Annotated in this window: 23 protein-coding genes; 14 read left to right on the top strand and 9 right to left on the bottom strand. The window is 69.8% G+C overall.

What is annotated here, in order from left to right:
- Positions 1-2: 2 nt before the first annotated feature.
- On the top strand, positions 3-1,301 hold the full coding sequence (locus AB0N06_RS22750) for a M18 family aminopeptidase (RefSeq protein ID WP_366136513.1): 1,299 nt from the start codon (positions 3-5) through the stop codon (positions 1,299-1,301).
- Positions 1,302-1,642: 341 nt separating this feature from the next.
- Here AB0N06_RS22750 and AB0N06_RS22745 read toward each other — a convergent pair whose 3' ends face one another.
- A complete protein-coding gene (locus tag AB0N06_RS22745; RefSeq protein ID WP_366136512.1) occupies positions 1,643-3,460 on the bottom strand; it encodes an NHL domain-containing thioredoxin family protein in 1,818 nt (605 codons plus the stop codon).
- A gap of 121 nt (positions 3,461-3,581) precedes the next feature.
- Between AB0N06_RS22745 and AB0N06_RS22740 the strand changes: the two genes are divergently transcribed.
- The gene (locus AB0N06_RS22740) at positions 3,582-4,073 is read left to right on the top strand and encodes an LURP-one-related family protein (protein ID WP_366136511.1); all 492 of its coding nucleotides are present in this window, start codon (positions 3,582-3,584) and stop codon (positions 4,071-4,073) included.
- 100 nt (positions 4,074-4,173) lie between these two features.
- Here AB0N06_RS22740 and AB0N06_RS22735 read toward each other — a convergent pair whose 3' ends face one another.
- On the bottom strand, positions 4,174-4,974 hold the full coding sequence (locus AB0N06_RS22735) for a carbon-nitrogen family hydrolase (RefSeq protein ID WP_366136510.1): 801 nt from the start codon (positions 4,972-4,974) through the stop codon (positions 4,174-4,176).
- A gap of 182 nt (positions 4,975-5,156) precedes the next feature.
- Between AB0N06_RS22735 and AB0N06_RS22730 the strand changes: the two genes are divergently transcribed.
- A complete protein-coding gene (locus tag AB0N06_RS22730) occupies positions 5,157-5,981 on the top strand; it encodes a maleylpyruvate isomerase family mycothiol-dependent enzyme (RefSeq protein WP_366136509.1) in 825 nt (274 codons plus the stop codon).
- A gap of 73 nt (positions 5,982-6,054) precedes the next feature.
- Here the strand turns inward: AB0N06_RS22730 and AB0N06_RS22725 are convergent, their stop codons facing one another.
- Both AB0N06_RS22725 and AB0N06_RS22720 read right to left on the bottom strand, forming a co-directional pair.
- Positions 6,055-7,365, bottom strand: coding sequence for an MFS transporter (locus AB0N06_RS22725; RefSeq protein ID WP_366136508.1), 1,311 nt, complete (start codon positions 7,363-7,365; stop codon positions 6,055-6,057).
- Positions 7,362-8,036, bottom strand: coding sequence for a GntR family transcriptional regulator (locus AB0N06_RS22720; RefSeq protein ID WP_366136507.1), 675 nt, complete (start codon positions 8,034-8,036; stop codon positions 7,362-7,364). The genes AB0N06_RS22725 and AB0N06_RS22720 overlap by 4 nt, the downstream gene beginning before the upstream one ends.
- 173 nt (positions 8,037-8,209) lie before the next feature.
- On the opposite strand from AB0N06_RS22720, the gene AB0N06_RS22715 reads away from it, so the two are divergent.
- Both AB0N06_RS22715 and AB0N06_RS22710 read left to right on the top strand, forming a co-directional pair.
- A complete protein-coding gene (locus AB0N06_RS22715) occupies positions 8,210-9,109 on the top strand; it encodes a D-alanyl-D-alanine carboxypeptidase (RefSeq protein ID WP_366136506.1) in 900 nt (299 codons plus the stop codon).
- A gap of 41 nt (positions 9,110-9,150) precedes the next feature.
- Positions 9,151-9,345, top strand: a complete 195-nt coding sequence (locus AB0N06_RS22710; RefSeq protein WP_366136505.1) for a hypothetical protein — start codon at positions 9,151-9,153, stop codon at positions 9,343-9,345.
- A 75-nt stretch (positions 9,346-9,420) separates the two neighbouring features.
- Here the strand turns inward: AB0N06_RS22710 and AB0N06_RS22705 are convergent, their stop codons facing one another.
- From AB0N06_RS22705 to pdhA, 3 genes are read right to left on the bottom strand one after another with little or no spacing between them, the layout of a single operon-like run.
- Positions 9,421-10,827 carry a dihydrolipoamide acetyltransferase family protein gene (locus tag AB0N06_RS22705; protein ID WP_366136504.1) on the bottom strand — a complete coding sequence of 469 codons (1,407 nt, stop codon included), beginning with the start codon at positions 10,825-10,827 and terminating at the stop codon, positions 9,421-9,423.
- Positions 10,828-10,838: 11 nt separating this feature from the next.
- Complete coding sequence (locus AB0N06_RS22700; protein ID WP_366136503.1) at positions 10,839-11,819, bottom strand: alpha-ketoacid dehydrogenase subunit beta; 981 nt, start codon at positions 11,817-11,819, stop codon at positions 10,839-10,841.
- A 2-nt stretch (positions 11,820-11,821) separates the two neighbouring features.
- Positions 11,822-12,970 carry a pyruvate dehydrogenase (acetyl-transferring) E1 component subunit alpha gene (gene pdhA / locus AB0N06_RS22695; protein ID WP_366136502.1) on the bottom strand — a complete coding sequence of 383 codons (1,149 nt, stop codon included), beginning with the start codon at positions 12,968-12,970 and terminating at the stop codon, positions 11,822-11,824.
- Positions 12,971-13,308: 338 nt separating this feature from the next.
- Here pdhA and AB0N06_RS22690 point away from each other — a divergent pair, with 338 nt between their 5' ends.
- From AB0N06_RS22690 to AB0N06_RS22680, 3 genes are all read left to right on the top strand, one after another.
- Positions 13,309-13,968: a response regulator transcription factor gene (locus AB0N06_RS22690; RefSeq protein WP_366136501.1), complete on the top strand. Its 660-nt coding sequence runs from the start codon at positions 13,309-13,311 to the stop codon at positions 13,966-13,968.
- A 140-nt stretch (positions 13,969-14,108) separates the two neighbouring features.
- The gene (locus AB0N06_RS22685; RefSeq protein WP_366136500.1) at positions 14,109-14,537 is read left to right on the top strand and encodes a pyridoxamine 5'-phosphate oxidase family protein; all 429 of its coding nucleotides are present in this window, start codon (positions 14,109-14,111) and stop codon (positions 14,535-14,537) included.
- Between the two features lie 63 nt (positions 14,538-14,600).
- Entirely contained in the window at positions 14,601-15,584 is a 984-nt protein-coding gene (locus AB0N06_RS22680; RefSeq protein ID WP_366136544.1) for a phosphotransferase, read from the top strand.
- 23 nt (positions 15,585-15,607) lie between these two features.
- Here the strand turns inward: AB0N06_RS22680 and AB0N06_RS22675 are convergent, their stop codons facing one another.
- Positions 15,608-17,173 (bottom strand): protein kinase, encoded by a 1,566-nt coding sequence (locus AB0N06_RS22675; RefSeq protein WP_366136499.1) that lies wholly within the window; start codon positions 17,171-17,173, stop codon positions 15,608-15,610.
- A 303-nt stretch (positions 17,174-17,476) separates the two neighbouring features.
- On the opposite strand from AB0N06_RS22675, the gene AB0N06_RS22670 reads away from it, so the two are divergent.
- The gene (locus tag AB0N06_RS22670; RefSeq protein ID WP_366136498.1) at positions 17,477-19,108 is read left to right on the top strand and encodes a protein kinase; all 1,632 of its coding nucleotides are present in this window, start codon (positions 17,477-17,479) and stop codon (positions 19,106-19,108) included.
- 412 nt (positions 19,109-19,520) lie between these two features.
- On the opposite strand, the gene AB0N06_RS22665 is transcribed toward AB0N06_RS22670, so the two are convergent.
- Positions 19,521-19,697 carry a hypothetical protein gene (locus tag AB0N06_RS22665; protein WP_366136497.1) on the bottom strand — a complete coding sequence of 59 codons (177 nt, stop codon included), beginning with the start codon at positions 19,695-19,697 and terminating at the stop codon, positions 19,521-19,523.
- A gap of 178 nt (positions 19,698-19,875) precedes the next feature.
- Between AB0N06_RS22665 and AB0N06_RS22660 the strand changes: the two genes are divergently transcribed.
- The 5 genes from AB0N06_RS22660 to AB0N06_RS22640 all read left to right on the top strand — a co-directional run bounded on the left by AB0N06_RS22660 (position 19,876) and on the right by AB0N06_RS22640 (position 25,211).
- On the top strand, positions 19,876-20,067 hold the full coding sequence (locus AB0N06_RS22660; RefSeq protein ID WP_366136496.1) for a hypothetical protein: 192 nt from the start codon (positions 19,876-19,878) through the stop codon (positions 20,065-20,067).
- Positions 20,068-20,150: 83 nt separating this feature from the next.
- Positions 20,151-20,765: a PadR family transcriptional regulator gene (locus AB0N06_RS22655; protein WP_366136495.1), complete on the top strand. Its 615-nt coding sequence runs from the start codon at positions 20,151-20,153 to the stop codon at positions 20,763-20,765.
- 159 nt (positions 20,766-20,924) lie between these two features.
- Entirely contained in the window at positions 20,925-21,704 is a 780-nt protein-coding gene (locus AB0N06_RS22650; RefSeq protein ID WP_366136494.1) for an ABC transporter ATP-binding protein, read from the top strand.
- Entirely contained in the window at positions 21,701-24,538 is a 2,838-nt protein-coding gene (locus AB0N06_RS22645; RefSeq protein WP_366136493.1) for an ABC transporter permease, read from the top strand. Before AB0N06_RS22650 ends, AB0N06_RS22645 begins: the two co-directional genes overlap by 4 nt.
- Before the next feature lie 124 nt (positions 24,539-24,662).
- On the top strand, positions 24,663-25,211 hold the full coding sequence (locus AB0N06_RS22640; protein ID WP_327245455.1) for a bacterial proteasome activator family protein: 549 nt from the start codon (positions 24,663-24,665) through the stop codon (positions 25,209-25,211).
- The last annotated feature ends 238 nt before the right edge of the window (positions 25,212-25,449 follow it).

Below are 25,449 nucleotides of genomic sequence, written 5' to 3'. Positions count from 1 at the left end.
ACATGAGTTCTCCCCGCCGCTTCGACCGCGGTCACACCGACGACCTGATGGCCTTCCTGATGGCCAGCCCCTCCCCCTACCACGCCGTGGCCACCGCCGCGGCGCGGCTGGAGAAGGCCGGCTTCCGGCAGGTCGAGGAGACTGCGGCCTGGGACGCTTCCACCGGTGGGAAGTACGTGCTGCGCGGCGGGGCGATCGTCGCCTGGTACGTGCCGGAAGGCGCCGGGGCGCACACCCCCTTCCGCATCGTCGGCGCGCACACCGACTCGCCGAATCTGCGGGTGAAGCCGCTGCCCGACACGGGGTCGTACGGCTGGCGGCAGATCGCCGTCGAGGTGTACGGCGGCACGCTGCTCAACACCTGGCTGGACCGGGACCTCGGTCTCGCCGGCCGGATCTCGCTGCGCGACGGCACGCACCGGCTGGTCGACATCGACCGGCCGCTGCTGCGCGTGCCTCAGCTGGCCGTGCATCTGGACCGGTCGGCCAACACCGACGGTCTCAAGCTCGACCGCCAGAAGCACATGCAGCCGATCTGGGGGCTCGGGGACGTCGAGGAGGGCGACCTGATCCGGTTCGTCGCCGCGGAGGCGGGTGTCGACGCCGCGGACGTGACCGGCTGGGACCTGATGCCGCACCCGGTGGAGAGGCCGTCGTACCTGGGCCGGGACCGTGAACTGGTGGCCGGGCCGCGGATGGACAACCTGCTCTCCGTGCACGCGGCGACGGCCGCGCTCGCCGCCGTCGCCGGACAGCCGGACGACGAGATTCCGTACATCCCGGTGCTGGCCGCGTTCGACCACGAGGAGAACGGTTCGCAGTCCGACACCGGCGCCGACGGACCGCTGCTCGGCACCGTGCTGGAGCGCTCCGTCTTCGCCCGCGGCGGCACGTACGAGGACCGTGCCCGGGCGTTCGCGGGGACCATCTGCCTCTCCTCCGACACCGGTCACGCGATCCACCCCAACTACGGGGAGCGCCACGACCCGACACACCACCCGGTGGCGAACGGCGGGCCGATCCTCAAGGTCAACGTCAATATGCGGTACGCGACGGACGGCAGCGGCCGGGCCGTGTTCGCGGCGGCGTGCGAGAAGGCGGGCGTGCCGTGGCAGACGTTCGTCTCCAACAACTCGATGCCGTGCGGCACGACGATCGGCCCGATCACCGCGGCCCGGCACGGCATCCAGACCGTGGACATCGGCGTCGCGATCCTGTCGATGCACAGTGCGCGTGAGCTGTGCGGCGCGGACGACCCGTATCTGCTGGCGAACGCGCTGGCCGCCTTCCTGGCGGGCTGAGCAGGTCGTTTTCCGGGCAGGTCCGACTCCGGACAGGTCCGATCGCGGGCAGGCCCCTTCCGTCGTGGCCTGCCCGTTCCACGTCGGCCGGACCGGTTCGGCCGTGGCTCCGAAGAATTTCCGGAAGTCTGTGTAACGCGCGCCGAGGCTCGGGCGTCTTCCCTGTGCAGGGGGTTCGCGGGGCCGACGGCTGAGGGGTGACACAAGTGACCGGTGGGACGGACGAGTTCCAGGAGTTCGCCCGCGTCACCGGCCCGCGCATGTTCCGTACCGCACTGCTGATGTGCGGGGACGCCCGAGCTCCGCGACGGCGCCGACGACTTCTGAGCCCCGCCGGCCCGTCAGGCCTCCTCGTCCATTCCGGCGAGCACCAGCGGAAGCCGCGCCGTCCCCTGCGCACTCACGCGGACGGGGACGCCCCAGTCCTGCTGGTGGACGTGGCAGGCCGGGTACTCGTTCTCCGGGTCGTCGTCACAGGAAGCCGCCATCGCGGACACATGCAGGACGCCTTCGGTGACGCCGTCGGCCAGGACCAGGTCGCGGAAGAGATCGGTGCCGGGCCCCGCGCCCTCCGCCAGCAGCTCGGGCGGGGTCGACGAGACCAGCAGCCGGGTCGAGGGACCGTACCGGGTGTCCAGCTTCTGACCGGCGGGCGCCTGGAAGACCACGTCCAGCCGGAGCGTGCCGGGGGCGATCTCGGTGGCCGCGCGCTGGGTGCGGTGCGCCTGGCCGGCGACGCGTACGGCTTCCTCGGGCAGACGCAGCCGGGTCAGCCGGTGCCGGGCGGACTCGACGACGACGAGATCGCCGTCGACCAGCACGGCATCGCTCGGCTCGCGCAGATCCGTGGCCAGCGTGGTGACCTCGCGGGTGGCGGGGTCGTAACGGCGCAGGGCGTGGTTGTACGTGTCGCTGACGGCCACGGACCCGTCCGGCAGCGCGGTGACGCCCAGCGGGTGCTGGAAGAGCGCCTGGCCGGCGGCGCCGTCGCGGTGCCCGAAGTCGAAGAGTCCGGTACCGACGGCGGTGTGCACGGTCCCGTCCCGGTCGACGTACCGCAACGCGGACGTCTCCGAGTCGGCGACCCAGAGCCGGTCACCGTCGGCCGAGGCGGCAAGGCCGGACGGCTGGGCGAACCAGGCCTCGTCGGCCGGACCGTCGACCAGTCCTTCGTTGGTCGTGCCCGCGGCGACCTGCACGGTTCCGGAGTCGGGGTCGTACGACCACAGCTGGTGCACGCCCGCCATGGCGATCCACAACCGGTCCGCGAACCAGGCGATGTCCCACGGGGAGGAGAGGTCGACTTCGCGTGCCGGGCCGGTCGTCGGAGAGCCCTGCCACCACTGGCGGCCGGTGCCGGCGACGGTCGTCGTCATCCCGGTCGTGAGATCGAGGGCGCGGATGGCGTGGTTGACGGTGTCGGCGACGGCGATCCGGCCGTCGGGCAGCACGGCGAGCCCCTGCGGCTCGCTGAACCGCACCTCGTCGGGTCCGCCGTCCGCGAACCCGCGGTCCCCGGTGCCGAAGTGGCGGCGCACCGTTTCGCCGTCGGCGTCGAGCTCGACGAGGCGGTGCCGGGTGGTGTCGGAGACCAGGAAGCCGCCGTCGGCCAGCAGCAGGGCCTTGCCGGGGAAGCGCAGATGCGTGGCCACGGGCTCGGGCGCCACGTACGGGCCGTCGCCGCGGCGCAGCGTGCCCTTCTCGGCGTGCTCGGCCTCCAGCTCCTCGACGAGCTTCTCGATGGCGTGCGCATGGCCCTCGCCGGCGTGCTGGGCGACGACATAGCCCTCGGGGTCGATGACGACGAGCGTCGGCCAGGCCCGTACGGCGTACTGCTTCCAGGTGGCGAGCTCGGGGTCGTCGAGGACCGGGTGATGGACCTCGTACCGCTCGACGGCGTCGACGACGGCCTGGTGCTCGGCCTCGTGGACGAACTTCGGCGAGTGCACACCGATGATCACCACGGTGTCGCGGTGCTTCTCCTCCAGCTCGCGCAACTCATCGAGGACATGCAGACAGTTCACACAGCAAAATGTCCAAAAATCCAGAATGACAACGCGCCCCCGCAGGTCAGCGAGGGTGTACTGATGGTCACCGGTATTGAGCCAGCCGCCCTTGCCGACCAGCTCGGGGGCCCTGACGCGCGCACGTGTTGCCATGTGAACAGTCAACATCACCGTGGCGCGTACGCATTCCGGCGGGTCTCCGGCATTTTTGAGGTGCCACGCGTCCCGGGGAGTCTCACGTATCCCGGGGGGTCGCCGGGGGAACCTGTCAGCCATGAGATTCCTGGTGCGTGAGCGACTGTTCGCTGTCGGCGACGACTACTGGATCGAGGACGCGGACGGGCGCAAGGTCTTCCTCGTCGACGGCAAGGCGATGCGGGTGCGCGACACCTTCGAACTGAAGGACGCGCAGGGCCGGGTCCTGGTCGAGATCCGGCAGAAGCTGCTCAGCCTGCGCGACACGATGCTCATCGAGCGCGACGGCGAGCAGCTCGCCGAGGTCAAGCGGAAGCGGCTCTCGCTGCTGCGCAACCATTACCGGGTGACGCTGGTCGACGGCACCGAGCTCGATGTCAGCGGCAAGATCCTGGACCGCGAGTTCGCCATCGACTACGACGGCGAACTCCTGGCCCAGATCTCACGGCGTTGGCTGACCGTACGGGACACGTACGGCATCGATGTCGTACGGGAGGACGCCGACGCGGCACTGCTCATCGCCGTGTCGGTGTGCGTCATCGTGCTCGCGGACAAGGAGCGCGACGGCTGACCGGGACGTTTCACGTGAAACCGGGCCCCGCCCGACGATGGGGCGAGGCCCGGTCCGACGGATGCCCGACGGTGGTGCGAAGTCCGGTCCGCCCGATGCGTCAACAGCCACTCGACGGCGGGAGGAGACCCAGCCGTCGGTCCTTGAGCGCCGGGAACTGCTCCCGCGTGGTGGCGACCTTCGCCGGGTCGAACTCCACGGTGAGCACCTCCTCGTCCGCGCCCGCCTCGGCGAGCACCTCGCCCCACGGGTCGACGGCGATGCTGTGCCCGGCCTGCTGGACCCCGGCGTGGGTGCCGGCGGTGCCGACGGCCAGGACATACGCCTGGTTCTCCACGGCACGCGCCTGGGCGAGCAGAGTCCAGTGGGCGCGGCGCCGCTCCGGCCAGCCCGCCGGGACGACGAGCGTCTGCGCACCGGCGTCGACCAGGCCGCGGAACAGTTCGGGGAAGCGCAGGTCGTAGCAGGTGGCGAGGCCGAGCGTGGTCTGCGGCAGGTCGACCGTGACCAGGTCCTCACCGGCTCCCATCATCACCGCCTCGCCCTTGTCGAAGCCGAAGCGGTGGATCTTGCGGTACGCGGCGGCGCGCTCGCCCTCGGGCGTGAAGACCAGCGAGGTGTTGTAGAGCGTGCCGTCGTCGGCGCGCTCCACGAAGGAGCCCGCGTGCAGCCAGACCCCGGCGTCGGCCGCGGCCTTCGCCATCAGGTCGTGGGTGGGTCCCCGGAGCGGTTCCGCCTCGTCGGCGAAGGCGGTGTACGCGAACGCGCCGACCGGCCACAGCTCGGGAAGGACCACCAGATCGGCACCGCGTTGGCCCGCGACCAGGGAAGCGGCCCGGTCCCTGCGGGAATTGACGGATTCGTCCGGGTCTACTGCGATCTGGATGAGGGAGGCGCGCACACTACCACCGTCCTGGCATTCGAGCCGTCAACACGGGCCTACGATCGTCACACGAAAGCACTGCCGGGGTGCCTGCTCGCAGCGTAACTTAGCGATCGAACCTCCCACGCAGCCCGCAGCCGCCGCCCGCCGACCGCGCGAGCAGTCCAGCCCATGCACCGCAGAACCGCACGAGGGGTCCCGTGACCGTCCATCCCAGCCTCCAGACCTACGCCGATGCCTGGACCCACTCCATCGAGTCGATAGCTGAGCTGGTGACGCCGCTCGCCGAGGGGGAGTGGAATCGCCGTACACCGTGCCCCGGCTGGTCGGTGCGCGACATCGTCTCGCACATCATCGGTATGGAGTGCGAGCAGCTCGGCGATCCGCGGCCGATCCACACGCTGCCGCGCGATCTCTACCACGTACAGAACGACTTCACCCGTTATATGGAGATACAGGTCGATGTGCGGCGCCACCACACGGCACCCGAGATGACCTCCGAGCTGGAGTACACGATCATCCGCCGCTCGCGTCAGCTGCGGAACGAGTCGCGTGCCCCGGAGACCATGACCCGCGCGCCGCTCGGCGCCGAGCAGACCCTCGAACTGGCACTGCGGATGCGGGCCTTCGACGTCTGGGTGCACGAGCAGGATCTGCGTACGACGCTGGGCAAGCCCGGCAATCTCGACTCCCCCGGCGCCACCATCACCCGGGACACGCTCCTCGCCGCGCTGCCGAAGGTGGTCGCCAAGGACGCGGGCGCACCGCCGAATTCGGCGGTCGTGCTCGATGTGCACGGGCCGATGGAGTTCCTGCGCACGGTCAGGGTCGACGCGGACGGCCGTGGTTCGGTGGACGGTTCGCCGTCGCTGGGGCCCCTGGTGACACTGGCGATGGACTGGGAGACGTACGTCCGGCTGGCCTGCGGGCGGGTGCGGGCGACGGCGGTCGCGGACCGGATCAAGGTCGAGGGCGACCAGGAGCTGGCGACGGCGATCCTGCAGAACTTCGCCGTCACGCCGTAACGGCACGGTCGGCGGCGCCCGTCTTTGTGAGGCGAAGAGACGGGCGCGCCGCCGGACCGGCCCGCGGCAGGCGTCACGCGGGAACGTGCACCGCCTCCACGCGGCTGATCACATGGTGGTTCCGCTCGCGGAGCGTGGCACGGGCGTGCAGCCGCAGGATCTGCACGACCCCGACCGCCTCCAGGACGAAGACCGAGGCGAACGCGATGCGGAAGTTGTCCCCCGTCGCGTCGAGCAGCACACCGACGGCGAACAGTGTCGTCATCGAAGCAATGAAACCGCCCATGTTGACGATCCCCGATGCGGTGCCCTGGCGCTGCGGCGGATTGGCCGGGCGTGCGAAGTCGAAGCCGATCATCGAGGCGGGTCCACAGGTGCCCAGCACCGCGCAGAGCGTGATCAGCAGCCACATCGGCGCATGGTCTCCCGGGTACAGGATCGTCGACGCCCACACGACGGCCGTCACCGCGACCGTGCCGAGGGCGAGCGGGGCGCGCGCGGCGTGGTGGCGGGCGATGACCTGTCCGTAGACGAGGCCGATGGCCATGTTGGAGAGCACCACCAGGGTGAGCAGCTCCCCGGCAGTGGACCTGCTCAGCCCCTGTGCCTCCACCAGGAACGGCATCCCCCACAGCAGCAGGAACACCATGGCCGGGAACTGCGTGGTGAAGTGCACCCACATCCCGAGCCGGGTGCCGGGCTCCCGCCACGAGGCGGCGATCTGCTTGCGTACGTAGGCGGCGCCCGCGTGTTCGACGGGCGGCGGCTCGTATCCCTCGGGGTGGTCCTTCAGGAAGAGGAGGGTCAGGACGAGGACCACGGCCCCGGCGGCCGCGCTGCCCGCGAACGTGGCGGTCCAGCCGAAGCCGTGCAGGGCGCGGGCGATGAAGAGCGTGGAGACGAGGTTGCCCGCCATGCCGAAGAGGGCGGCGATCTGGCCGATCAGCGGTCCGCGCCGGGCCGGGAACCAACGGGCACCGAGCCGCAGCACGCTGATGAACGTCATCGCGTCGCCGCAGCCGAGCAGCGCCCGGGAGGCCAGCGCCATGCCGTAGGACGGGGAGAGCGCGAAGCCGAGCTGCCCGACGGTGAACAGGACGGTCCCGAGGGTGAGGACCTTCTTGGTGCCGAGCCGGTCGACCATCAGGCCGACAGGTATCTGCATGCCCGCGTAGACGAGCAGCTGAAGGATGGAGAACGTCGACAGCGCGGAGGCGTTGACGTCGAACCGGTCGGCGGCGTCGAGACCGGCGACCCCGAGGCTCGTACGGAAGATGATGGCGACGAAGTAGACGGCGACGCCGATGCCCCAGACCCGGGCGGCCCGCCGGCCGCCGGGCGGATCACCGGGCAGGGACAGGGTGGGAGCGGCAGCAGAACTCACCGGTCCTCACCCCGGACCAGCACCCTGACCCGGCTGACATGGCGTCGTACGACCTGCGCGGCACCGTCAGCGTCCCCGGCCCTGATGGCCTCCAGCAGCTCGGTGTGCTCAGTGATGTTGGCGGCGATCCTGCCGGGATGCGCCTCCATCACGGCGACGCCCATCCGCAACTGCCGGTCGCGCAGCTGGTCGTAGAGGCGTGACAGGATCTCGTTGCCGGCGTTGCGCACGATCTCGGCGTGGAAGCAGCGGTCCGCGACCGACACGGCGGCCAGGTCCCCGGCCGCCACCTGCCGTCGCTGCTCGTCGAGCAGTTCCTCCAGGCGGGCGATCAGGTTCGCCGAAGCGGGCACGGCCTTGCGGGCGGCGAACTCCTCTACAAGCAGCCGGGTTTCCACCACGTCCGCGATCTCCTGCGCGGAGACGGCAAGCACCAGGGCCCCCCTCTTCGGATAGAGCTTGATCAGCCCTTCGACCTCCAGCCGCAGCAGGGCCTCGCGCACGGGTGTACGGGAGACACCCACGGCGTCCGCGAGGTCGCCCTCGGTGAGGAGCGTGCCCCCCTCGTAACGGCGGTCGAGGACCGCCTGCTTGATATGGGTGTAGACGCGTTCGGCGGCGGGCGGCTGCTTGGCGGGCGAGTGCGTCACGACAGGGGGTGCGGCAGGCATGCACACAGCATAGATACAACATGCACACATGCGGCGGCGCTGTCCGGAATCTGGACGGTAAAACCCCGGAAATTACTCGGGGATTCAGCACATCCATTCGCACACCTCGTGAGTCTCACCACCGAGCGGCACCGACATGCGGCCGCATTCCAGGGGCATTTGGAGCGTTCAAGTTGAAAATTGGTATTAAGGGCATAAACCGCGTTTCCGCCACTGCCACCGTGGCTCTTACCGCGGGTGCCGTCATCGCGGGCAGCGTCTTCGCTTCCACGGCGCAGGCTGCCACGCTGCCCACCCCCACGATTACCGCCGCGGGCGGCTACGTGATGAACGACGGAACCGCGAAGACCCTCTACTCGAAGGCCGCGGACACCCGTCGGTCCACCGGCTCGACCACCAAGATCATGACGGCCAAGGTGGTGCTGGCGCAGAAGAACCTCAACCTGGATTCCAAGGTCACGATCCAGAAGGCGTACAGCGACTACATCGTCGCCAAGGGCGCCTCGTCGGCGCACCTGATCGTCGGCGACAAGGTCACCGTCCGTCAGCTCCTCTACGGTCTGATGCTGCCGTCCGGCTGCGACGCCGCGTACGCGCTCGCCGACAAGTACGGCACCGGCACCACCCGCGCGGCCCGCGTGAAGTCGTTCGTCGGCAAGATGAACGCCTCCGCCAAGTCCCTCGGCCTGACGAACACCCACTTCGACTCGTTCGACGGCATAGGGAACGGCTCGAACTACTCGACGCCGCGCGACCTGACGAAGATCGCCAGCAGTGCGATGAAGAACTCCACCTTCCGCACGGTCGTGAAGACCAAGTCGACCAAGCAGAAAGTCACCACGAAGACCGGTGGCTACCGCTACATGTCGTGGTCCAACACCAACGCGATGCTCAGCAGCTACAGCGGTGCGATCGGCGTGAAGACCGGCTCCGGCCCGACGGCCAAGTACTGCCTGGTCTTCGCCGCGACCCGGAACGGCAAGACGGTCATCGGCACCGTGCTCGCCTCCACGAGCGCGACCACCCGGACCGCGGACATGAAGAAGATCATGGACTACTCCTTCCAGAAGTAGTCCTCCACCCCCGCTTCCGGGGGCACGAGGAGGGGTCCGCCGTGCGGTTCGGCGGGCCCTTTCCTGCACCCGGCCGCGGGCTCTCCGCCATTCCTCGTGGGCGGCTTCGCAGCGTCGCCGCGCTGTCGGCCGCCCCGACCGGCGCCGCCCACTTCTCCCGGGTGACCGCCGTGTACGCCGACGACACCCGGTCGGCGCCCGCCGCGGACCGGGTGATCCTGGCCCCCGTCGAGTGACCTGTCCCGACAGAAAAGCGGGCCTGCGCGGAAGGAATCTCCGCGCAGGCCCGCTTCTTCCGCCTCACACGGCCATCAGGCCCAGGTGATCAGCCTCTTGGGCTGTTCCAGGATCGCGGCGACATCCGCCAGGACCTTGGAACCGAGCTCGCCGTCGATCAGGCGATGGTCGAACGACAGCGCCAGCGTGGTGACCTGACGGGGTTTCACCTTGCCCTTGTGGACCCACGGCTGCAGCTTGATCGCACCGACCGCGAGGATCGCGGACTCGCCCGGGTTCAGGATCGGCGTACCCGTGTCGACGCCGAAGACGCCGACGTTGGTGATCGTCACCGTGCCGCCCGCCATGGCGGCGGGAGACGTCCTGCCGTCCCGGGCCGTGGCGACCAGCTCGCCCAGCGCTGCGGCGAGCTGCGGCAGGGTCTTGTCCTGCGCGTCCTTGATGTTCGGCACGATCAGACCGCGCGGGGTGGCGGCCGCGATGCCCAGGTTCACATAGTGCTTCTGCACGATCTCCTGGTTGGCCTCGTCCCAGGCCGCGTTGATCTCCGGGTTCCGCTTGATCGCAACCAGGAGCGCCTTGGCAATGATCAGGAGCGGGTTGACCCGAACCCCCGCCATGTCCTTGTCGTCCTTGAGCTCCGCCACGAGCTTCATCGTGCGCGTGACGTCGATCGTCACGAACTCGGTGACATGCGGTGCGGTGAACGCACTGCCGACCATGGCCTGCGCGATGGCCTTCCGCACACCCTTGACCGGAATACGGGTCTCCCGGGCACCCGGTACCGGGGTGGGAGCGGTGACCACCGGTTCCGGGACCGTGGCCGGAACCGGGGCGGGTGCGGTCGCCGGCGCCTGCGCCGGTGCGGCCGCCGCGTGCACGTCCTCGCGCGTGATGATCCCGCCCTCGCCGGTCGGGACGACCGTGGCCAGGTCGATGCCCAGGTCCTTGGCCAGCTTGCGCACCGGCGGCTTGGCGAGCGGGCGGCTCTCCTGGACGGCCGGTCCGTGACCGTTCAGCTCGCCCTGAATCGCGGCAGCCGCGGCCGCCGGCTGCTCGGCGCCCTTGCGGGCGCGGCGCTTGGTGGAGGACTCGGACACGCCGTAGCCCACCAGCACCGGCTGGCGGCCCTTCGGTGCCTCCGGTTCCGCAGCCGGTTCCGGTTCGGCCGAGGCCGGAGCCGGAGCCGCCTCCGCAGCCGTGTCACCGCTGCCCGGCGCCACGTCCACCGCGATGATCACCTGGCCGACGTCGACGGTCGTGCCCTCGGCGAAGCGCAGCTCGTGCACCACGCCGTCGAACGGGATCGGCAGCTCCACGGCCGCCTTCGCGGTCTCGACCTCGCAGACGACCTGGCCGTCGGTGACGGTGTCGCCCGGCTGTACGTACCACTTGAGGATCTCGGCCTCGGTCAGTCCCTCGCCCACGTCAGGCATCTTGAACTCACGGAAGCGAGCAGACGTTTCGGTCATCGTCGTCACGACCCCTCTCCTCAGTACGCCAGCGAGCGGTCGACGGCGTCGAGCACCCGGTCCAGGCCCGGCAGATACTCGTCCTCGAGACGCGCCGGCGGATACGGGACGTGGTAGCCGCCGACCCTGAGCACCGGTGCCTCCAGATGGTAGAAGCAGCGCTCGGTGATGCGGGCGGCGATCTCGGCACCGGAGCCGTAGAACACCGGCGCCTCGTGGACGACGACCAGCCGGCCGGTCTTCTCGACCGAGGCCTGGACGGCGTCGAAGTCGATCGGGGACATCGACCGCAGGTCCAGGACCTCGATCGACTTGCCCTCCTCCTGGGCGGCCGCGGCGGCCTGAAGGCAGACCTTCACCATCGGGCCGTACGCGGCGAGGGTGAGGTCCGAGCCCTCCCGTACCGTCGCGGCCTTGTGCAGCGGACCGGGAATGAGGTCGGTCTCGACCTCGCCCTTGTCCCAGTAACGCCGCTTCGGCTCGAAGAAGATGACCGGGTCGTCGCTCTGGACGGCCTGCTGCATCATCCAGTAGGCATCCGATGCATTGGACGGCGAGACCACCTTCAACCCCGCGACGTGCGCGAACAGCGCCTCGGGCGACTCGCTGTGGTGCTCGACGGCGCCGATGCCGCCGCCGTACGGGATCCGGACGACGACCGGCAGCTTGATCTTGCCGAGGGCGCGGGCGTGCATCTTCGCGAGCTGCGTGACGATCTGGTCGTACGCGGGGAAGACGAAGCCGTCGAACTGGATCTCCACGATCGGCCGGTAGCCGCGCAGGGCCAGACCGATCGCGGTGCCGACGATGCCGGACTCGGCGAGCGGCGTGTCGATGACCCGGTCCTCGCCGAAGTCCTTCTGGAGCCCGTCGGTGATCCGGAAGACCCCGCCCAGCTTGCCGACGTCCTCACCCATGATGAGGACCTTGGGATCGGTGTCGAGGGCCTTGCGCAGCGACTCGTTGAGCGCCTTCGCGATGGACATCTTTTCCAGGGCCATGACTAGTTGCCCTCCTCGGCGAACGAAGCCTGGTAGGCGGCGAACTGGGCGCGCTCCTCGTCGACGAGGGGGTTGCCGTCGGCGTACGCGTGGTCGAAGATCGCCATCCGGTCCGGATCGGGCATGGCCCGTACCGCTTCACGGACCCGCTTGCCGAGAGCCTCGCTCTCCTCGTCGAGCGCGGAGAAGTACGCCTCGTCGGCGAGGTCCTGCTTCTCCAGGTACGTCCTGAGCCGCAGGATCGGGTCCTTGGCCTCCCAGGAGGCGCGTTCCTCGTCCGCCCGGTACTTCGTCGGGTCGTCGGAGGTGGTGTGCGCGCCCATCCGGTAGGTGAACGCCTCGACGAGGGTGGGTCCCTCACCCCGGCGGGCCCGCTCCAGCGCCGACTTGGTGACGGCGAGGCAGGCGAGTACGTCGTTGCCGTCGACCCGGACGCCGGGGAAGCCGAAGCCCTGCGCGCGCTGGTAGAGCGGGACGCGGGTCTGCCTCTCGGTGGGCTCGGAGATCGCCCACTGGTTGTTCTGGCAGAAGAAGACGACCGGGGCGTTGTAGACCGCGGAGAAGGTGAACGACTCGGCGACGTCGCCCTGGCTGGAGGCGCCGTCCCCGAAGTACGCGATCACGGCGGAGTCCGCGCCGTCCTTGGCGACGCCCATGGCGTAGCCGGTGGCGTGCAGGGTCTGCGAGCCGATGACGATCGTGTACAGGTGGAAGTTGTTGCTGTTCGGGTCCCAGCCGCCGTGATTCACACCGCGGAACATCCCGAGCAGATTGGTCGGGTCGACCCCGCGGCACCAGGCGACACCGTGCTCACGGTAGGTCGGGAAGACGTAGTCGTCGTCGCGCAGTGCTCGGCCGGAACCGATCTGCGCGGCCTCCTGGCCGAGCAGCGAGGCCCACAGACCCAGTTCGCCCTGACGCTGCAGGGCGGTCGCCTCGGCGTCGAAGCGGCGGGTCAGGACCATGTCCCGGTACAGACCGCGCAGCTCGTCCGCGGTCAGGTCGATCGTGTAGTCCGGGTGCTCGACGCGCTCGCCCTCGGGCGTCAGCAGCTGTACAAGCTCGGGCTCGGAACTCTGTGGCGTCTTCGCGGCGCTGGTCCGCTTGCTGCTGCGTCGCGGTTTGCGCGCGGCAGTGCTCTCCACGGTCACGTGCGTGCTCCTCCGTCGGTCCGGCCCCCGGGGTCTGCCGGGAGACCAGTGCGGCTCGCCTGTGTCCGTACCCGTGCACGGGGTGGGTGCCGCTCGGCCGGGAACAGGCGTGACAGGTGCCCCGGCGAGCGTCCTGTCAAAGGCACGTTACCCAGTGCATCGCACAACTGCGAAACACTCCCTGACCTGCGATTTTGCTTGGATTTCCAAGTAAATCGAGAAATTCGGGAACTCTCGCTGGTCACAGCGCTGGGAACGGCCTTGCAGGCCGCCGGAACAACGGCACGTTATCCCGCCGTTCAGCGGCAGGGAAGGGGGGAGTGTGTGAGACTGCGATTGTGCGCGAAGAGGGAAAAATCACCGTATTTCTGTTGGACGACCATGAAGTCGTCCGACGCGGGGTCCATGAGCTGCTCTCGGTCGAGGACGACATCGAAGTCGTCGGCGAAGCCGGTACGGCGGCGGACGCTCTGGTGCGCATCCCCGCCACGCGCCCCGATGTGGCGGTGCTCGACGTACGGCTGCCGGACGGCAGCGGGGTGGAGGTCTGCCGTGAGATCCGGTCCCTGGACGACAGCATCCACTGCCTGATGCTGACCTCGTACGCCGATGACGAAGCTCTCTTCGACGCGATCATGGCGGGCGCGTCGGGATATGTGCTCAAGGCGATCCGCGGCAATGAGCTGCTGAATGCGGTACGGAATGTGGCGGCCGGAAATTCGCTGCTGGACCCGGTCGCGACCGCGCGTGTGCTGGAGCGGCTGCGCGAGGGGAAGAAGGGCCGGGGCGACGACAAGCTCGCGAGCCTCACCGACCAGGAGCGCAAGATCCTCGATCTGATCGGCGAGGGGCTGACGAACCGGGTGATCGGTGAGCGGCTCCATCTCGCCGAGAAGACGATCAAGAACTATGTCTCCAGCCTGCTCTCCAAGCTGGGCATGGAGCGGCGCTCGCAGGCAGCCGCCTATGTGGCGCGGCTCCAGGCCGAGCAGCACTGAGCGGTACGGGACGGGCCGCGCGCACCCTGCCTCCTCTCCGACGGGGCCGTGGCCCCGGGCGGCCCTCGGGACTTTGGTCCCGGATCACCCGGGGCTGCGGCCTCTTTCTGTGCCCACCACGGTGTCGCAGAGTGGAGCGCATGTCCTCCGAGGAACTGCAGGCGATCGAGTTGCTCGCCCGGGTGCCGTACGGCCGGCTGGCGACGACCCGACGGGCACTCCCCTATCTGGCGGTGGCCCGCCACATCGTGATCGACGGCCACGTCGTCCTGCGGATGCACAGCGGACTCGGTTACCACGCCTTGTGCGACGGCACCGTCGTCGCGTACGGGGCGGACAATTTCAACACGGCAGACTCCGGCGACGGCGGCGACCTGTGGTCGGTCCAGTTCACCGGTCCTGCCGAGATCGTGCATCCGACCGAGGAGCAGCGCGAGCGCTTCGGTGCGGCACCTCGGGAGGTCAGCGGCGAACCCTTCGAGCCGGTCTACCTCCGCCTCGCCCCGCACTTCGTCACGGTGCACACCCTGGGCCACCACGCACGTCAGCCGAACCGACACGCAGCGTGATCTACCATGTGGTGAGTGCCGCGCTCATCTGTCACCCTCCCGCCTGTTCCTCCGGTCGGCGAGGTGCTGCGCCGCTACCCGGACGCCGGTGAGCCCCTCAGCTGCAAGCCCCTCACCAAGGGCCTCCTCAACCACGGCTACCGCGTCTCCACCACCCGCGGCTCTTACTTCCTCAAACACCATCTCGACGACTCCACCGGCGACCGCGCGACGATCATCCGCCAGCACCGCGCCACCCAGCGGCTGCAGTCGCTCGGGGTGCCGGTCGCCCCGCCAGTCCAGGACACGGAGGGTGACACGGTCACGGAGATCGACGGCCGGTGCTACGCGCTGCACCCCTGGGTGGACGGACTGCACCGGGTCGGCGCCCAGCTGACCCTCGCCCAGTCGGAACGGCTCGGGGCGCTCCTCGGAGCCGTACACACGGGGCTCGCGCAGGTGATGGAGACGGGGGCGACCGGGGGGCGCGGGCATGCCAGCCCGGACGCCGTCGACACGTTCGCGTTGATCGACGACCTGCTGGCCGCGACGCGCGAACACCGCCCCCGGGACCCCTTCGACGAGCTCGCCGAGCACCGCCTCGTCGAACGTCGTGCCCTGCTGGAGCGGCACGCCGACCGCCGGCCGCCCACCCCCGACATCCCGGCGACCGGCTGGGTGCACGGCGACTTCCACCCGCTGAACGTGCTGTACCGGGGCGCCGACCCGGTGGCGATCATCGACTGGGACCGGCTGGGGGTGCAGCCACGCGCCGAGGAGGCGGTACGGGCCGCGGCGATCTTCTTCGTGCAGCCCGCCGGGACGCTGGACCTGGAGAGGGTACGGGCCTACGCGCGGGCCTACCGGTGTGCGGTCGGGGTGGGCGCCTGCGAACTGGCTGCCGCGGTGCACCGGGTGTGGTGGGAGCGGCTCAACGACTTCTGGATACTGCGCTGGCGCTACCGCCTGGACGACCGAAGGGCCGACCCGCAGTTTCCTGCGGTGTCGGCCCTGGCGGTCTGGTGGACGCGGGAGTACGAGGCGGTGCGCGACGCCTTCACGGGGTGAGGGCGGGCAGGCCCACAGGGGCTCTACGGAGGCGTACCACCGGCCGCGCTGACACCGGGGTTGCCGCCGGCCGCCCCGGCAGCGTCGCCGCCACCCGGGGTGCCCGGAGCGGTGGCCGTGTCACTCGGCAGGGGGGTCTCGCCACCGGTCGTGCCCTCGTTCGTCGTGCCGTCGGACGTGCCGGTGTCCGGCGGGGTGGCCGTGTTGGACGGAGTCTGGGACGGCGTGGTCTGCGAGGGGGACCGGGAGAAGGACGGCGGGTTGTTCGGCTGCTGCTTGCCACCGGTGGTGTCGTCGGCCGGCGGGACGATGTCCGTCTTCTCGTCGGTCGGCTCCGCCGAACTCTCCTTCGCGGCGGGGGAGCTGGAGGTCGTGGTCGGCGTCTTCTTGTGGGTGGTGTCGTTGTTGTTCGCGGCGTTCACCGCGATGGCGACACCCGCCCCGATCGCGATCAGCGCGAGGACGACGAACAGCAAGAGCTTGCCGCGGCCGCCACCGCTCTGGTGTCCGCCGTCGTACCCGCCGTCGTCCGGATTCATCGGCGGCAGGATCGGGCTCTGCGAGGTGTCCCCGTGCTGCGGGTGCCCCATCGCCATCGTCCCGCCGGGCATGCCCATGGCGGGGGTGTTGCCGAACTCGTGCGCGGCGACCGGCCCGGTGTTCCACGTACCCGTATGACCGCCCTGCACCTGGAGCATCTGCAGGCTGTACTGGACCAGCCCGCGCATCTCCTCGGCGCTCTGGAACCGGTCGTCGGGGTCCTTCGCGAGCGACCGCATGACGAGCCCGTCCAGCTCCGGCGGCACCGCGCCCAGGATCTCGGACGGCGGGACCGGAATGTCCTGAACGTGCTGGTACACCACGGAGAGTGGCGTCTCGCCCGTGAACGGGGGCCGCAGCGCGAGGAGTTCGTAGAGCAGACAGCCGGTGGCGTACAGGTCGGAGCGGTGGTCGACGGCCTTGCCCAGCGCCTGCTCGGGGGAGAGGTACTGCGGCGTGCCCATGACCATGCCGGTCTGGGTCATCGTCGACTGCGCGCCGTGCAGCGCACGGGCGATGCCGAAGTCCATCACCTTGACCGCGCCGGAGTTCGTGATGATCACGTTGGCCGGCTTGATGTCACGGTGCACGATGCCGTGCTGGTGCGAGTACGCGAGGGCCTCCAGCACCCCCGAGACGATGATCAACGCCTGCTCGGGCGGCGGCGCCTCCGCGTTGAGCAGCAGATCACGGATGGTGCGGCCCTCGACGAGCTCCATCACGATGTACGGGACGGTCTGGCCGCCCACGACGTCCTCACCGGAGTCGTACACGGCGACGATCGCATGGTGGTTGAGGCCGGCGACCGACTGTGCCTCTCGCGTGAACCGGGCCTTGGAGACCGGGTCCTCGGCAAGATCGGAACGGAGCAGCTTCACCGCGACGGTACGTCCCAGCCGGACGTCCTCCGCGGCAAAGACCTCGGCCATACCACCTCGGCCCAGCCGGTGTGTCATCCGGTAACGTCCGTCGCCGACCACACCTCCGATACCCCAGGAGTCGGCTGCATCCGAGACTCCGCCGCCGTTTGCTTCGGGTTCGGGTGCCATCAGTCCTCGCCGTCATATCTGTCCGCGCGTCCGCGGGTTCTCACGGTGTCTTGCATGCCTTGCTGCATTGCCACGTCACGCTACAGGCTCTGCCGGACACCCGGTTCTCGAGAGGGACGGGCCATCAAACCGGCTGCCGCACCGCTCACGCAAATTCCATGCTTTTCCTGTAACGCTTCCGAGACGCTTCCTGTGCGTAGGGTCACGGAACGGGCACCCGGCTTGACGTGTCGTACCCCTCGGGCAGACTTGGCGCGTCATACGGATCTTCGCGCGAGACGCGCGCCGAGGGGGAAGCAAGTCATGAGCCAGGACGGCGCACACCGCGCCCAGGGTCGCTACGCGGGCGGTTCGGTCGCCGGCGGCCGCTACCAGCTTCGCGACCTGCTCGGCGAAGGCGGGATGGCGTCCGTATATCTGGCCTACGACTCCGCGCTCGACCGTCAGGTGGCGATCAAGACTCTGCACACGGAGCTGGGGCGTGAGCAGTCCTTCCGTGAGCGGTTCCGTCGCGAGGCTCAGGCCGTGGCCAAGCTGCAGCACACCAACATCGTCTCGGTCTTCGACACCGGCGAGGACGAGCTCGGCGGCGCGCTGATGCCGTACATCGTCATGGAGTACGTCGAGGGGGAGCCGCTCGGCTCCGTGCTCCAGGCGGACATCCGCAGTTACGGTGCGATGCCGGCCGACAAGGCACTCAAGGTCACCGGCGACGTGCTGGCCGCGCTGGACACCAGCCACGAAATGGGCCTGGTCCACCGCGACATCAAGCCCGGCAACGTGATGGTGACCAAGCGCGGCGTCGTGAAGGTCATGGACTTCGGCATCGCCCGCGCCATGCAGTCGGGCGTCACGTCGATGACGCAGACCGGCATGGTCGTCGGCACCCCGCAGTACCTCTCCCCCGAACAGGCCCTGGGCCGTGGGGTGGACGCGCGCTCCGACCTGTACTCGGTCGGCATCATGCTGTTCCAGCTGCTGACCGGACGGATCCCGTTCGACGCGGACTCGCCGCTCGCCATCGCGTACGCGCACGTCCAGGAGGAGCCGGTCGCGCCGTCCTCCATCAACCGGTCGATCACTCCGGCGATGGACGCACTGGTCGCCCGGGCACTGAAGAAGAACCCGAACGAGCGCTTCCCCAGCGCGGCGGCGATGCAGGACGAGATCACGCGCGTGCTGAGCGCGGGCGGCCAGACGGGCGCCCCGGTGATCATCGGCGGCGCGGCCGGACCGGCGAACAGCGGCTCGGGCGTCGGCTCCGCGGTCTTCCCGCCGGTCGACCAGTCCACGCAGGCGCCGCAGGGCGTGCAGATGCCGTACCAGCCGCAGCAGTACCAGCAGCAGCCCGGCCCGTACGGCCCGCCGACCCCGGCGCCCACGCCGTCGCCGAGCTACGGCTACCCGCAGTCGAACCCGGCGTACCGGACCCCGGCCCCGGCGCCGTACACGATGTCGCCGCAGCCGGTGGGTGGCGGCGGTGGCACCGGTGGGGGCGGCAAGCGGAACATGCCGGTGATCGTCGGTTCGATCGTGGTCGCGCTGATCGCGATCGGCGGCCTGATCACGGTGCTGTCGCTGAAGGACGACCAGGGCTCGGACACGGGCAAGGGCGGTGACCCGAGCAGCTCGACGGTGGCGGGCGAGCACAAGGATCCGGAGCGGAACCGGACGATGAAGACGGAAGCCTGCACCAACCCCTCCGAGGACACCGACGACCCGAGCAAGATCGAGGCGCCGGACTTCACGTACAAGGACTTCCTCTCCGCCAAGGAATGTGCCGGGGCCGCGGGCTGGACGATCAAGAAGATCAAGGTCCCGGGCAACACCTACGCCGAGGACCAGGTCCTGGAACAGTTCCCGTCCGCGGGTACCGCCATGGACGAGAAGGGCGCCCACTTCGAGCTGCGCGTCTCTACGGGCGACCCTGCCTGACACGCACGCCCAGGGAGAAGTGACGGTCCGGTACGCGTGAGGTGTGCCGGACCGTTTCGCCCTACAGGCGTCCGGGATGCCGGACAGACACGCGAGATGCCGGACATATCGGCACATGTGACGCTGACCTCATGGCTTCAGCACTCCTCTCCATATGGTCGTCGAGGTGTGTGGCCTGTCTGGTGATAGCCGCGGGGGCGGCCTTCGGACCGGCACAGGGACAGGCACACTCCGACCAGCGCACTTCCGGTGGTACGCCGGGGCTGACCCGGGCTCGGCCCGGCGGATCGGTGGCCGCTCCGCCACCCCCCGAGCGCTCCTCGCCCCCGAGCCCCGCCGCCCCGACCGTCACCCCCTCCTCCGACGCATCCGCCGGCCCTTCGGGCGAACCCTCGGTCACTCCTTCGGCCGATCACTCGACGATTCCGCCCTCGCCCTCGTCGCCCTCCTCGCCCTCCCCGGCCGCATCGGCCGGCAGGCCGGCCACCCCCTCCTCCTCGGCCTCGCCCTCGGCTTCACGCTCCGCCTCGCCCTCGGCTTCACGCCCCGCCTCGCCCTCGGCTTCACGCCCCGCCTCGCCCTCCCCCACGGCATCTGCGAGCCGGTCCGCCAGGCCGTCGGCCCGCCCCGAGGCGCAGCCGCCACTCGCTGGACGGCAGGCCGGGGAAGGGCGCCTGCGGCCGGGTCGGCCGTTCTCTCCGGAGGAGCTCGCTCATCGCGACACCCCCCACGGCCTGCCCGAGGTGCAGCCCGAGGTGCAGCCCGTCGTGACGACTCCCGTCGCGGTGCCCGCGGCCACGCCCGAGGCGAGCGGCCCCCCGCCGGAGGGCCGGCTCGCGCCGCAGTCACTCGACACTCCCGCCGTGCGGCGAGTGCAGAGGGTGTCGCTGGGCGCCGGAATCGCACTGATAGGGCTGGGGCTGGGCTTCCTGGCGTTCCGTCTGCGCCGGCCGAACTGAGACAGGGCCCACGAGCCCCCGCCACACCCGCGCATTCCAGCAGGAGCTTGCATTGCGCAGCATACTCGGTATACATACTCGGTATGTCGATCCGTCACGGGCTGCTGGCCCTGCTGGAGCGGGGGCCCAGATACGGCTCCCAGCTCCGTACCGAATTCGAATCACGCACCGGCTCCACCTGGCCGCTCAACGTCGGCCAGGTCTACACGACACTGAGCAGGCTGGAGCGCGACGGCCTGGTCGTCCAGGACGACGAGGACGACCAGGGACACGCCCTCTACGCGATCACGGACGACGGCCGCACCGAGCTGCGGAGCTGGTTCGAGACGCCCGTCGACCGCAGCAACCCGCCCCGTGACGAGCTGGCCATCAAGCTCGCCATGGCGGTCGGCGCGCCCGGTGTCGACATCCGGGCCGTCATCCAGTCCCAGCGCCACCACACGGTGAAGGCGATGCAGGACTACACCCGTCTCAAGGCCCAGGCCCTCGCCGATGTCCCGGCCAACCGCGACGAGGTCGCCTGGCTGCTCGTACTGGAGCAGCTGATCTTCCAGGCGGAGGCCGAGGCCCGCTGGCTGGACCACTGCGAGTCCCGGCTGGTCCGCCTCGCCGCGGCCGCCGCCACGGAGCCGGAGCCCGGGGGACGTACGGCCAAACGCGCCCCGGCCCGTACCGCCCGGCCACGCACCCGACGCTGACCACAGGCCACTCGGAAACCGGCATTGATCCCAGGCCATCCCCGTACGCACCCGGCGCCGGCCACGGACTGCCACGTACGCACCCGGCGCTGACCACGAACCGATTCGGTGTCCGGCGTCGGCCCCACAAGACCCGTTCCAAGGGGGGAACCACCCATCATGTCCTCGCGCGCCCCGTCCCGATCCGCGTCCTCGTCCGGTTCGCCGCTGTCGATCCACGCACCGGTGCTCGAACTCCGAGCGCTCACCCGCACCCACGGCACCGGCGTCGCCGAAGTACAGGCCCTGCGCGGCATCGACCTCTCCGTGCACACCGGTGAACTCGTCGCCGTGATGGGCCCGTCCGGCTCCGGCAAGTCCACCCTGCTGACCATCGCGGGCGGTCTCGACACCGCGTCCAGCGGCCAGGTCATCATCGAGGGCCAGGACATCTCCGGCCTCGGCCGCAAGGGCATCGCTGCCCTGCGCCGCCGCAGCGTCGGCTATGTCTTCCAGGACTACAACCTGATACCGGCGCTCACCGCCGCCGAGAACATCGCCCTGCCGCGGGAGCTCGACGGGGTCTCCGTGCGCAAGGCCCGCACGGAGGCGCGGGCGGCGCTGGAGGAGCTGAACCTCCTGGAGATCGCCGACCGGTTCCCGGACGAGATGTCCGGCGGCCAGCAGCAGCGCGTCGCGATAGCCCGTGCGCTGGTGGGGGACCGGCGCCTCGTGCTCGCCGACGAACCGACCGGGGCACTCGACTCCGAGACCGGCGAGGCTGTGCTCGCGCTGCTGCGCAAGCGCTGCGACCAGGGTGCGGCCGGCGTGATGGTGACGCACGAACCGCGGTACGCCGCCTGGGCGGACCGGGTGGTCTTCCTCCGCGACGGTTCGATCGTCGACCAGACGCTCACCGCCGGTGCCGACTCGCTGCTGGCCGCCGAGGGCGCCAAGTGAGCGTCTTCACGGGCTGGCGCGCCTCCCTCCGGATAGCCAGGCGCGACGCGATGCGTGCCAAGGGCCGCAGCGCACTGGTGGTCGCGATGATCGCGGTGCCGGTACTCGGGGTCACGGCCCTCGACGTGACGTACCGCAGCGTCACACCGACCACCGCCGAGCAGCTGACGGCCGAGATGGGCTCCGCCGACGCGCTCTTCAGCGACCAGCAGATGGGCCCCATCGAGCAGATGCCCGACGGGGAGATGTACAACGACGTCGAAGGCAAGGGGCTGGGGAACGACACCGGCCCCTCGGTCGACATCAGAACCACGTTCCCCAAGGGCTCACGGGCGATCAGCATCCAGTCCGTCCCGGCGAGCATCACCACCGCGTACGGCATCGCCAACACCAACGTCTACGAGTTCCGCACGTCGGACAAGCTGGCCCGCGGCAAGATCGACCTGGTGCGCGGTGCCTACCCGCACGGCAAGGGCGAGGTAGCCGCCACCGAGCCGTTCCTCAAGTCGACCGGGCTGCACATCGGTTCGTTCACCACCCTGCGCAACTCCGGTGAGAAGTACACGATCACCGGAGTGGTCGAGCAGCCCGACGAGCTGCGGGTCGAGGCCCTGTACGCCGACCCGGGAGCGGTCATCGCGCCGTGGAAGACCAAGGCCGACCACGACAGGAAGGTGCTGCCGCCGAACGTCGGCTCCAAGGACTGGCTGGTCAAGGGCCCCGAAGCGGTGGGGGTGACCTGGCCGCACATCATGGAGGCCAATAAGTCGGGCATCCTCGTCAAGTCCCGCCAGGTCGTCCTCGACCCGCCGCCGGACTCCGAGGTCCCGCTGGCCGGGAAGATCCCCGACATGTCGGGCAGCTCCGTGGAGCAGAGCACGGCCCTCGTCACCGTGATCGCCATGGCGGTCCTGGAGATCGTGCTGCTCGCCGGACCGGCCTTCGCCGTCGGCGCGCGCCGCTCCCGCCGTCAGCTCGGCCTGCTCGGCACCTGCGGCGGGGACAAGAGCCATGTCCGGGCCGTGGTGCTCGGCGGTGGTCTGGTGCTCGGCGGCACCGGGGCCGTGGCCGGTGTGGTGACCGGACTCGGGCTCACCGCGGCGTTCCGCCCCGTGATCGAAGGCTGGGCCGGGCAACGCTTCGGCTCCCTCTCCCTGAAGCCCACGGAGCTATTGGCCATCGCCGCGCTCGGCCTGATCACCGGTCTCCTGGCGGCGTTCGCCCCGGCGATCGTGGCGAGTCGGCAGTCAGTACTGGCGTCGCTCACAGGACGGCGCGGCGTCCGCCGCTCCTCCCGGGTGCTGCCCATCCTGGGCGTCTGCATGCTGGCCATCGGTTGTGCCGTCGCCGTCCTCGGCGGCACCAGCGGAGAATCGGCACTGGCCGCCGGCGGCTCGATCATCGCCGAACTCGGGGTGCTCGCCTGCATCCCTGTGATCGTCGGCTTCCTCGGGCGGCTCGGCAAGAGGCTGCCTCTCTCGCCCCGGATGGCGCTGCGCGACGCGGCCCGCAACCGCGGTCGTACCGCCCCCGCGGTCGCCGCGGTGATGGCGGCCGTCGCGGGTTCGGTCGCCATCGCCACATACATGGCCAGCCATTCGGCCGAGGCGGAGTACAAGTACATTCCCTCGATCACCAAGGGGACCATCGTCGTTGCGTCCGCCGACGAGAAGGCGGCCGAGCGCCTCCCGCTGGCTCGGACAGCGGTGGAGCGGAACATGGACGTCACCAGCAAACCCGCAGACTTCCGGCGGGTCTGGGCAGGCAGCGACTGCAACATCTACGAGGAGAACCACTGCGGCTCGCTGGAACTGGTCAAGCCCACCGGCGAAGCCCGCAGCTGCCCGCTCACCGGCAAGGGAGCCAAGGAACTCGCCGCGCGGCTCTCCGCCGACGAGCACAAGAAGCTGAAGAGTTCTCCTGCCTGCGCCGAGCTGACGGAATCGGGTGTCTTCAACACCGATGAGAGCAACATCGTCGTCGCGGACGCGGCCCTGCTCGACACGTATGTGAAGCTCGACGACACCGAAGCCGCCACGGCACTGGCCGCGGGCACACCGGTGCTGCTCAACCCGGTGTACGCGGAGAACGGCGAGGTCACCGTCAAGGCGGTCCACCAGTACAGCGAGAAGGACACGAAGAACTGGAAGCTGCACCCGGGCAAGGCGCGGACCACTGTGGACAAGCTGAAGGTGTACGTGGCCCCCGCGAAGTACGCCGCCACCCGTGGAATCCGCATGATCCTTCCGGAGAAGACCGCAGAGCAGCTCGGCCTGCACACCAGGGTGTCCGGGAGCGTGTACGCCGTCGCCCATGCGCCGACGTACGCCGAGAACCAGCGGGTTGACGGTGCCATCGAGCAGGCGGGCGGTGGCATCTGGGTGCAGTCCGAACGCGGTCCCAGCCAGCGGGATGAGGACACCCTCCTGCTGATCCTGACCCTGTTCGCCGGAGTGGTGACCCTGGGCGCGGCCGCGATCACTACGGGCCTCGCCAAGGCGGACGCGGAAGCCGATCTCAACACGCTCAGCGCGGTGGGTGCGACTGAGGGCATGCGGCGGAAGCTGTCCGGTTTCCAGTGCGTGGTGGTGGCGCTCACAGGTGTGGTGCTCGGCGCACTGGCAGGCCTGGTGCCCGCGGTGGCACTGCGCCTCATCGACCTGCGGGAGGCGCTGAAGGTGATGCGGCTGGATCCCACGCAGTCGGCGTACACGCCGATCGTGCTGCCCTGGGGGACCATCGGTGTGCTCGTCGTGTGCATCCCGCTGCTGGCCGGGGTGCTCGCGGCGGCGTTCACGCGGTCGCGCCTGGCGCTGGCACGGCGGGCCGGATGAGATGACGAGGCGTGCGATGAGATCAATGACCTGACCGGTTGATTCGGTGCCCCCAAAAACGGTGGATCAACCGTTTGCGGGGGCACCACCGTGTTGTACGGCAGGCGTGCGAGACAATGGCGCCATGGAGATGCCGAGGAATGAACGGTCGCAGGAGCACCCCCAAGTCCTCGTAGTGGGACAGGACGGCATGGCGATCGGCGGCGGTGGCACTGACGACGAATCGCGTGAGGTCCCAGTGACAGAAATGGTCGAACAGCCCGCAAAGGTCATGCGCATCGGCAGCATGATCAAGCAGCTCCTGGAAGAGGTCAGGGCGGCTCCTCTCGACGAGGCGAGCCGGGTCCGGCTCAAGGAGATCCACGCAAGCTCAGTGAAGGAGCTGGAGGATGGCCTCGCCCCGGAGCTGGTGGAGGAACTTGAGCGGCTCTCCCTGCCGTTCACCGAGGAGTCGGTGCCCTCCGAGGCGGAACTCCGGATTGCTCAGGCTCAGTTGGTCGGCTGGCTGGAGGGTCTCTTCCACGGCATCCAGACGGCGCTGTTCGCCCAGCAGATGGCGGCGCGGGCGCAACTGGAGCAGATGCGTCGCGCCCTCCCGCCGGGCAGCGGTCACGAGGACGATGACGGCGCGTCGGACGCGCACGGGGCGATCCGCTCGGGACCGTACCTGTAAGACCGTCGCGCCGCCCGGCACGCCCGCTCGCTGCGTTGGCCGAAAGCCCTGGTAACTCCACTACCAGGACGTCCGGCCGCCTTGCGGTCGCACACACTGGACGACGCTCCTCACGGGGCACACATGGCCGGTCACGGCACTACGCACGGACGGACAGCGGGGTCAGGCACACGAATTCGTGTGATCGAGTTCATCGACGCGCTGGGCCTGGACCGGGTCGACCTGCTGGGTTTCTCGC

This window comes from Streptomyces sp. NPDC051020 (assembly GCF_040683105.1).
Classification (GTDB): Bacteria; Actinomycetota; Actinomycetes; order Streptomycetales; family Streptomycetaceae; genus Streptomyces.
The sequence above is the reverse complement of the archived record's forward strand: the minus strand, read 5'-3'. Positions and strand labels throughout refer to the sequence as shown.